Origin of the sequence: Alkalimonas collagenimarina (assembly GCF_030717845.1) — a bacterium.
Classification (GTDB): Bacteria; Pseudomonadota; Gammaproteobacteria; order Enterobacterales; family Alteromonadaceae; genus Alkalimonas; species Alkalimonas collagenimarina.
Genome location: NZ_JAUZVZ010000012.1, coordinates 112,465 through 120,454, shown reverse-complemented (window position 1 = coordinate 120,454; position 7,990 = coordinate 112,465). Strand labels below are relative to the sequence as shown.

Below are 7,990 nucleotides of genomic sequence, written 5' to 3'. Positions count from 1 at the left end.
CCAATTTGGGCCTTTTTTATTCAGTATACGGGAATTACATCCAGCTTTTGCCGCTACTTTGCGCCTGTTGCAGGCAGTAGTTTAAGATCAGATGCCCATGTGCTTTCGGCATAAAGGGCACATCCAAGGCGCCTGAGGCAAACACCAGCTGAATATGACAGAGGCCGGCCCGGCGCAAAAACCAATTCTGTTTAAGTTTGACTTGCTGCACTTTAAACACTGGCGCGCTGAAGTGATCGACTCCAATCAAGCCTTTGCGGATGTATAGGTAGTTGTTATCCATGGCATAGCCCCAGCGCCGCCAGCGTACCACCATCATGATGGCTAGCCATCCCAATGGCAGCAGTGACAGATTAGCCAGTTCGGGAGCATCGATACGCAACAACCATTGGCTGGCGATGGCCAAGGGTAACCATAGCAACAGCAGTTGGCGAGCCAGAAAACGCCAGTTGATGCGTTGAAAGTGAGTGGTGGCCAGTTGTTGGTTGGGCTGAGCATCGGCCAGTAGCAACAAGGCTTCATGCTGACGCACGGAGGGCACCATAATTTTCCCTTGCTCCGCACCGGCTTGCATTGAGTGCATTGGGGCATTAATTTGCTCAAACCGCACATTGCACCGGCCCAGTAAGCGATCCAACCAGTCTTGCTTTAAAGCCACCCATTGTAAGCGAGCCAGCTTCATACTGACTTCATGCTTAGTGAGCAAACCACAACGTCGAATGTAGCGCTCGCCACTGCGGACCAGGGTAAAGCCATAATAATTGATGACCGAAGCGGCAATGGAGAGTAGTGTCAGCAAGAACATCACCATCAATGTTAAAGCCAGTGCCGCCACACCTATCCAAATCCACGATTGGTGCTCGGGATCAAACCATTGCATCAGATCCAGACCGATTTTTTCCAGCTGATCGGTCACCAGCTCGATAATTAAATTGAAAAACGGCGCCGCCAGACCCAGCATTAACCACACCCGGTTGTTGCTGATACCGTGCAACACAAGGTCACCGATGCTGCGTGTATTCAACAGCTGCTCATCGGTTGCTGTGGCAGGAACGGGATCCGCACTAACCTCTGCTTTCTCTACTGGCGCCACCGTTTGATGCAGTGCATGGATTTCCTGCTGCAACTGCTGCGCCAAATGCTGAGGCAGTGCGACCAGCTTGGCTTCCTGCTGGTTCGAGCCAGCCGTATCCAACTGCAAACAGACATGGTTGGTCAGTCGGTAATACAAAGGCTGCTGCAGTCGCACATTCTGAATGCGGGAAAAGGGTAGGTTCAGTTGTTTTTTCTTCAATACGCCAGAGCGAATTTCAACGGTATCGCCTACCACTCTGAATTTGTACATATAATAGCTAAGCACAGCGCCAATCAATAACACGGTAGCAATACCGAGCAGTATCGCCATGGAAAGCAAAGGGCTATTCTTCATGCCCTGATACAACAAGATCAGAGTTGGCGCTAAATAAGCGACATTGCCAAAGATGACCCGAAACAGATTGACGGTAAAGAACAGCAGAGCAATCGGCGATAAACGCTGCCATTGCCGTAGGGATGTTAAAGATGGGGCGGCAGTTGCGGGCAGGCTGGACTCTGATTCAGCCATGGTTGCGTGTATCCTTATGCTGCAGAATAAACTGACGCAATGATTTTGCAGTCGATAGCGGTAAGCCGGGAATTTCAAAGGTATGCATGACGCCACCAGCACTGAATACCTGCAAGGTAGCAAGGCCGACTCTGCGCTCGATCGGACCGCGCTTTAATTCAATATGCTGAATACGCAAAATGGGCTGGGTGATACTTTTACGGAAAAATAAACCGCTACGGTAACTGAGATCATGCTCACGCAGTGCGTAGGCCTTACATGGGTCGGCAAAACGGCCATGTACTGAGAACAATAAACCCAAGGCGGTCAAGCCGCCACCTATCCACAGCAGGATAGACTCAATGGCTTGGTTGATGGGCCAGAATGGTTGAAACAGCAAGGCTGACCAAATGACCGTCAGTAGCAAGGTGCTGATCAGGTTAATGCGCAGATTCACCGGCATGTATTTCGGAGAAAGCGATTGCCAATCAAGTTGCTCTATATCAGGCAGCTTGGCTTCATCGATGCTGAGATTGCTAAAGGTGGAGGTATCCATAACCATTCATTCACTAGAGAGATGAATGGCATTCTAACGAAGATAGTCGTCAGTTGCACTCAATGCAGGCATTAGCCTGCATCGATTTTTGTAACCAGTGGTTTCAACAGTTGAAACAGCTCACGGTAGGCTTTTGGCGGTTGTTCTTTTTCCTGCTCTTTCTTTGCCTGACGCAGTAGTTGACGCAGCTGTTGCACATCTACTTCAGGGTAGTCAGCGACAAACTCAGTCAGCGAATCTGGTTCTGCCAACAAGCGATCACGCCAGGTTTCAACCAAATGAAATTTACGAGTGGCGGCTTGATTGGTGTTGCGGATCACCGCCAGCGCTTGTTCAATCGGTTCAATATCGCGTGAGCGCATCAAGCGGCCAATAAACTGAATATGGCGGCGTAAGGCTTCCCGTTTTTTCGATAATTTATCCGCCAGAATGATGGCATCTTGCAGCTCTTCATCCAGAGGGATTTTTGCCCGTAAGGTGGGCGGCAACGAAATCAGCTCTTCGCCGAGTTTTTGCAGGGCTTCCATTTCACGCTTGACCTGAGTTTTACTTTTCAGCTCTTCGTCTTCATCCCAATCGCCATGGAGAAATTCTGTCATCTTATCGCTTATCTGAGTACACTATAAGGTGATTATAACGTATTGCGTCGGGAAAGAGCAGGGGAAGATGCAAAGACCCTGCCCCAAAAGATGAACAGACAGAGGTACTATGCAAGCAGTGCAGCAAGATATTCAGCAGGAAATCGATGAGGTGAAAGCCGCCGTCAGTCAGGTATTGGCTCATGCCAAGCGGCTGGGAGCCAGTAGTGCTGAGGCGTCGATGAGCCGCACCCGTGGCTTGAGCGTTGAAACGCGCAATGGCGAGGTGGAAACGCTGGAGTTTAACCAAGACGGTGGTCTTGGCATTAGTTTGTATTTTGGTCAGCACAAAGGCTCGGCTTCAACGGCAGATTTAAGCCCACAAGCTTTGCAGCGTGCGGTAGAAGCGGCCACTGATATTGCGCGCTATACCTCAGAGGATCCATGCACGGGTGTCGCCGAGGCTGGTTGGCTCGAGTTCTCTCCACCTGATTTGAATTTGTTTCACCCGCATGAAGTGGATACGGCCGAAGCCATTGCCAGTTGCGCCCGGGCGGAGCAAGCAGCTTATGACACTGACCCACGGATCGTGAACTCTGAAGGAGCGTCGTTTTCCTCTCATCAGGGCTTAAAAGTTTATGGCAACAGCCATGGCCAGTTGGTGGGGTATCCGAGCAGCCGACATAGCTTAAGCTGTGTGATGATTGGTAAAACCGAGCAGGATATGCAGCGTGATTATAGCTACAGTGTGCACCGGGATTTCAGCCAACTGCTAAGCCCGGAACAGATTGGCCGTGAAGCAGCGCAAGAAACGGTTGCCAGGCTGGATGCCCGTCAGGTACCAACGCAAAAGGTGCCGGTTATTTTTCGTGCTGATATCGCCAGCAGCTTGTTTGGCCACTTGGTCAGCGCCATTAGTGGCGGCAGTATTTATCGTGAGTCGAGCTTTTTATTGGACAAGTTGGGTCAGAAAATTTTCCCTGACCATGTCAGTATTGTTGAGCAGCCCCACTTACCGATGGCACTGGCATCCAGCCCATTCGATGCCGAAGGGGTGAAAACCCGTGATCTGGCCATCATTGAGCAGGGCGTTTTGACCAGTTGGCTACTGACCAGCTACTCCGCCAGAAAGCTGGGGTTAAGCAGCACGGGCCATGCCGGTGGCATTCATAACTGGCTGGTGCAGCATGGTGATAAAGATTTAGCGGCGTTGTGCCGGGAGATGGGGCGTGGTCTATTGGTGACCGAGTTGATGGGGCAAGGGGTGAATACCGTGACCGGTGATTACTCTCGTGGTGCCGCTGGTTTCTGGGTAGAAAACGGTGAAATCCAATTCCCGGTAGCCGAAGTGACCATTGCCGGCAATCTGAAAGATATCTTCCAGAATATCGCTGCCATCGGGCAGGATGTCGATCGCCGCGGTGGCGTGCATACCGGTTCTGTTTTGATCAGCTCGATGCAAGTTGCCGGCAACTAATCATTAAGGCTGCCCTGGTTGAGCAAGGCCCGCTTCGTCAAAAGCGGGCCTTTAATTTCAGGCAAATACCGAATCGCATAGCTGCAAAAAAGTTGGTGCCGGTGACAGTTGTTTCGGCAATTGCAACCGAGCTGCAATATCTTCACTGCTCAGCACCCCTCGGATCTGGTGGTTGTCTCTATCGAGCACCAAGCAATAGGCTTCTCCTTCACGTTGCAGGGTCTTCAATACCTCGCCAATAGTGCTGCGAGCCAAATCCTGATACGCAAATGCCTTTAGCTGCTGACGTGTTAACATCAGATCGCGCACCGTGATTTCCGAACGAGCCTCGCCTAGCACCACTCGTCGCATAATACTTTGTGCCGATAGCTGCCGCGAGCTGATCAACCCGAGTAGTGCTTCTTTTTCATCCACCACCAGCTTCAGGTGGCTGTGCTCTCGCTCTAGCATCATCAAGGCGTCGGTGGCCAATGTATCGGCTTCCAGCATGGTTGGACGATGTTGTTTAAAGTCGGTCAACCAGGATAGTGCAGGGGTTTTCAGCTCAGAGCTGATCTCTGTACTGATAAAGTCGTCCGGCTGGACCAAATGATCCTGCGCATCTAATGGGTATAGCGTTAATGGTTTCATGGCAAATCCTCAGTATCAGCTCATACGGCTGATGCAATAAAAAGTGTGTTGCCGATGCCCTGTCAGGGGATCAGGCTAAGGCTTTCATGCAATGAGAATCAGCGCGGTGGGGCGCGGGCCGGGTTGGCATTGGCATTGGTTTGTTGGCTACCAGTATGAATACCAAGGTCAAGTTGAACCGAGGGTAGGCAGTGCGTGGTAGGAATAAGTTGACAATCGGTGTCGGTATCGTCGTGTTGCTCTTTGCTGTGTAACAGCTCAATACTGTGATGCAAGAGCGCGGAAGCACCATCGCTGCTAGGCAGTACCGATGGTTGGTAACTGGCATAGGTTGATGACTGGCTGAATGAAGCCAGTACCAGTAACAACCATAATGCATGATTAAAACGCATCTACACCACTTACCAGATACCACCAATGTTTCTAAGATGGTGCCTTTTACCCAAAAAGGCAATGGGGTAGCGTTAAATAAACAATGGGCTGCGACCATAGCGCAATGAGCCAGCAAAACGCTGGCTCATGAGTGGCTATCGGGTTTTGTCATTATTTTAATTTACTTGGCTTCGTGCTCGTCGTGGTCAATTTTGTACAAAAAATACACGGCGTAAAAGATGCAGAGGCCAATCACAGTGGCGAGGCCAGTAAAGGAAATAAAAATAACCGGATCAGAAATAAACTCTTGCCATAGGTTCATGGGATCACCCTCCTCTCTATTGAATGCACTCAGTATAGAAGGGTTGTTTTGGCTATAAACTGACCTGGATCAAGCTTTGGGGGTGGTTATGTGGCTAGCGAGCAAGGCTTTGACGCAGATCAAATAAAAGATGCTGCCAGTTGTCTATGTCTGGATCCAGTTGTTGCAGGTAGCGGGTTAGTAAATCGTCATCGCTACCTTTCGCCGGGTTGGGGCAAGCAGCCAGTAGTGCCTGCTGCTCCAGCTTTTCGGCTTCCAGTTCGGCCAGCAGCAAGGCCTGCTTTAAGGTCGCTTGATTACTGAGTTGACGTCGCAGTTGGCGAATGGGTTGGGTGCATTGCTGATTGACGGGTCTGACGGCTTGGTGCAACTGCTCAATCTCAGCAGTCGACCAGCGCCAGTGCTGTTGCTCGGCATACAGCAGCAACAGCATCAAATTCACATTGGCACCTGGCTCATCTTGCAGCTTCAGTAAGGGCTGCTGAATAGCGGGGTAGACTTGCAGGCAAAATTGCCAGAGTTGTTCAGGGGTGGGCAGCTTGGACATTACGCTTTGCGCCTGCTATATCGAAGCATGCTGCTGCCAAAACTGGTGCTCGGTCTGCTCCAACTGCTCTTGCAGTTCAAACCAGCTCTCCTCGACTTGTGCCATAGCTTTGCTGGCGCTGGCTTGTTCGGCCAGTAATTCGGCCAACTCTGCTTTTCGCTCCGCTTGGTACAGGCTGGGATCGGCCAGCTGCTGTTCCAGTTCATTCAAGCGGGTTGCCAGCTGTGTTTGTTTCGACTCTACTTGCTCCAGTTGTTTTTTCAAGGGCCGTAGTTGATTGCGAAGCTCAGCTTCCAGCCGTTTTTGGTCTTTACGCTGGGTGGCGCTGTCTTGCTTGGGCTCGGCCGCTGGTTGCCGTTGGCGACTATCGTTTTGCAACCACTGGTAGTAATCCGATAAGTCACCATCGAAAGGAGCTACTTTGCCATCGGCCACCAGATAAAACTCGTCAGTGCTGCTGGTCAGCAAGTGTCGGTCGTGCGACACCACCACAATAGCACCCTCGAACTCCTGCAACGCCATAACAATGGCTTCGCGCATATCCAGATCCAAATGGTTGGTCGGCTCATCGAGTAGCAGCAGGTTCGGCCGCTGATACACCAGTAAAGCCAACACCAAGCGGGCCTTTTCGCCGCCAGAAAATGGGCCACAGGCCTCCAAAGCTTTATCGCCATGAAAACCAAAGCCACCGAGGAAATCACGCAGGCTTTGTTCACTGGCCGCGGGATCCAATCGCAGTAGTTGCTGCAAAGGCGAGTCTTGTGGTCGCAAGGTTTCCAGCTGATGCTGAGCAAAATAGCCTAAGCTAATGCCGCTGGCGGTCCAAATTTCCCCTGATTGTGGCGCCAGACTACCAGAAAGCAGCTTGATTAAGGTTGATTTACCGGCGCCATTACGGCCCAGTAAACCAATGCGGCTGCCGGGCAGCAATTGAAAATTGATCTGCTTTAAAATCGGCGTATTGCCATAACCAATTTGCACCTGATCCAGTTTTAACAGTGGGTTCGGTAGTGCTTTTGGGGGGCGAAAGGAAAAACTAAAGGGTGAGTCGACATGCGCTGGTGCCAGCTTGGTCATGCGCTCCAATGCTTTAATACGGCTTTGTGCCTGCCGGGCTTTGGTGGCTTGAGCTTTAAAGCGGTCGATAAATTGCTGCAAATGCGCCACTTGCAACTGCTGCTTTTCGTACATCGATTGTTGCTGTGCCAGCCGCTCAGCGCGTTGGCGTTCAAACTGGCTGTAATTGCCTTTGTACAGTTGTAGTTCTTGTCGCTCAATATGCACAATGCTATCGGTGACGGCATCGAGAAAATCGCGATCATGACTGATCAGCAACAAGGTGCCATCGTAGCTGGCCAGATACTTCTCCAGCCATAGCACTGCATCTAAATCCAAGTGGTTGGTTGGCTCATCCAGCAGCAGTAGTTGCGAGGGCTTCATTAGCGCCCGGGCCAGATTAAGCCGCATACGCCAGCCACCGGAGAAGGATTTAACCTGCTGCTGTTGCATCTCACCATTAAAGCCAAGGCCAGCCAGTAAAGTACCGGCCCGTGCTTCGGCGGTGTACCCACTCAGCTGCTCCATTTGCAAATGAGCAGCGGCCATTTGTTCGCCGTCGTCGCCCTGACGCAGTTGCAATAGCACAGGATACAACAGCTCATCACCTTGCAATACAAAATCCATCGCACTGCAGTCCAGCGCCGGGGTTTCTTGCGCGACCGTGGCAATGGGCCAGGCGGAGGGAATACTCAGTTCACCCGCATCCGGAGCTAACTCGCCTTGAAAGCAAGCAAACAATGATGACTTGCCGCAGCCATTAGCACCAATAATACCAATTTTCTGACCCGGGAAAATGGTCAGATTGGCATTGCTAAACAAGGCTTTGCTGCCACGGCGTAATTCAAGTTGTTGCAGTTGGATCATCAA

Annotated in this window: 9 protein-coding genes and 1 pseudogene; 2 read left to right on the top strand and 8 right to left on the bottom strand. The window is 51.2% G+C overall.

Annotation, left to right across the window (positions count from 1 at the left end; genetic code table 11):
• Nucleotides 1-34: 34 nt before the first annotated feature.
• From Q3O60_RS10310 to yjgA, 3 genes are all read right to left on the bottom strand, one after another.
• Nucleotides 35-1,603, bottom strand: a complete 1,569-nt coding sequence (locus Q3O60_RS10310; protein ID WP_305893844.1) for a PH domain-containing protein — start codon at nt 1,601-1,603, stop codon at nt 35-37.
• Nucleotides 1,596-2,138 carry a PH domain-containing protein gene (locus Q3O60_RS10305; RefSeq protein WP_305893843.1) on the bottom strand — a complete coding sequence of 181 codons (543 nt, stop codon included), beginning with the start codon at nt 2,136-2,138 and terminating at the stop codon, nt 1,596-1,598. The genes Q3O60_RS10310 and Q3O60_RS10305 overlap by 8 nt, the downstream gene beginning before the upstream one ends.
• Before the next feature lie 71 nt (nt 2,139-2,209).
• Nucleotides 2,210-2,737, bottom strand: a complete 528-nt coding sequence (gene yjgA, locus Q3O60_RS10300) for a ribosome biogenesis factor YjgA (RefSeq protein ID WP_305893842.1) — start codon at nt 2,735-2,737, stop codon at nt 2,210-2,212.
• 109 nt (nt 2,738-2,846) lie between these two features.
• Here yjgA and pmbA point away from each other — a divergent pair, with 109 nt between their 5' ends.
• Complete coding sequence (gene pmbA, locus Q3O60_RS10295) at nt 2,847-4,193, top strand: metalloprotease PmbA (protein WP_305893841.1); 1,347 nt, start codon at nt 2,847-2,849, stop codon at nt 4,191-4,193.
• 57 nt (nt 4,194-4,250) lie between these two features.
• Here pmbA and Q3O60_RS10290 read toward each other — a convergent pair whose 3' ends face one another.
• Nucleotides 4,251-4,823 carry a CBS domain-containing protein gene (locus Q3O60_RS10290; RefSeq protein ID WP_305893840.1) on the bottom strand — a complete coding sequence of 191 codons (573 nt, stop codon included), beginning with the start codon at nt 4,821-4,823 and terminating at the stop codon, nt 4,251-4,253.
• A 32-nt stretch (nt 4,824-4,855) separates the two neighbouring features.
• On the opposite strand from Q3O60_RS10290, the pseudogene Q3O60_RS17740 reads away from it, so the two are divergent.
• Nucleotides 4,856-4,918, top strand: a pseudogene (locus Q3O60_RS17740) (PsiF family protein); the annotation flags it as partial.
• 3 nt (nt 4,919-4,921) lie between these two features.
• On the opposite strand, the gene Q3O60_RS10285 reads toward Q3O60_RS17740, so the two are convergent.
• From Q3O60_RS10285 to Q3O60_RS10270, 4 genes are all read right to left on the bottom strand, one after another.
• Nucleotides 4,922-5,215 (bottom strand): hypothetical protein, encoded by a 294-nt coding sequence (locus Q3O60_RS10285; RefSeq protein ID WP_305893839.1) that lies wholly within the window; start codon nt 5,213-5,215, stop codon nt 4,922-4,924.
• 161 nt (nt 5,216-5,376) lie between these two features.
• On the bottom strand, nt 5,377-5,517 hold the full coding sequence (locus Q3O60_RS10280) for a DUF3149 domain-containing protein (RefSeq protein ID WP_305893838.1): 141 nt from the start codon (nt 5,515-5,517) through the stop codon (nt 5,377-5,379).
• A 94-nt stretch (nt 5,518-5,611) separates the two neighbouring features.
• On the bottom strand, nt 5,612-6,064 hold the full coding sequence (locus Q3O60_RS10275; RefSeq protein WP_305893837.1) for a TIGR02444 family protein: 453 nt from the start codon (nt 6,062-6,064) through the stop codon (nt 5,612-5,614).
• 15 nt (nt 6,065-6,079) lie between these two features.
• Nucleotides 6,080-7,987: an ATP-binding cassette domain-containing protein gene (locus Q3O60_RS10270; RefSeq protein WP_305893836.1), complete on the bottom strand. Its 1,908-nt coding sequence runs from the start codon at nt 7,985-7,987 to the stop codon at nt 6,080-6,082.
• Nucleotides 7,988-7,990 lie beyond the last annotated feature (3 nt).